Source organism: Bradyrhizobium sp. Kon56, assembly GCF_055807635.1.
Genome location: NZ_JBVVOU010000166.1, coordinates 1 through 431, shown reverse-complemented (window position 1 = coordinate 431; position 431 = coordinate 1). Strand labels below are relative to the sequence as shown.

The 431-nt window shown below is 48.7% G+C and carries 1 protein-coding gene; it reads left to right on the top strand.

Going from position 1 to position 431, the window contains the following annotated elements; genetic code table 11:
* A partial coding sequence (locus AC0L3B_RS38445) for a hypothetical protein (protein WP_473382821.1) occupies positions 1–306 on the top strand: 306 nt, incomplete at its 5' end.
* Positions 307–431 lie beyond the last annotated feature (125 nt).

Here is a 431-nt window from a genome sequence, read left to right as displayed (position 1 = left end):
AACGAGGATTATCTTGAAGTAAGGGCGTATGTCGATGACTACCCTCACTTGAGTTTCTGGATTTTAATTCACACTGACGATCTATACGACGCACAAACACTACCGGTACAACCTGATGGGATTCCCGGAACAGCTTATGCCGGCTTTATGGCCAATGAGTTATACAACGGTAATCAAGGACAACTTGTATATTGCTACGATGAAGCAACGCAAGTACTGGAAGGTACGTTGCACTTTGACGCTTCGCCTTACCGGTTTACCGGTGGCAAATTCCGCATCAAGGGCCTGAACCCCCCTGTGAGATAAATGTGTCGGTGCATATAAAAAACGCCAGTCGGTTAGCCCGACTGGCGTTTCATGTTGCTACGACAAAAGCTTGATTAAACGTTAGGGCAAGGCACCGGTGCCCAGTCGGCCAGGTTCGGATCGCG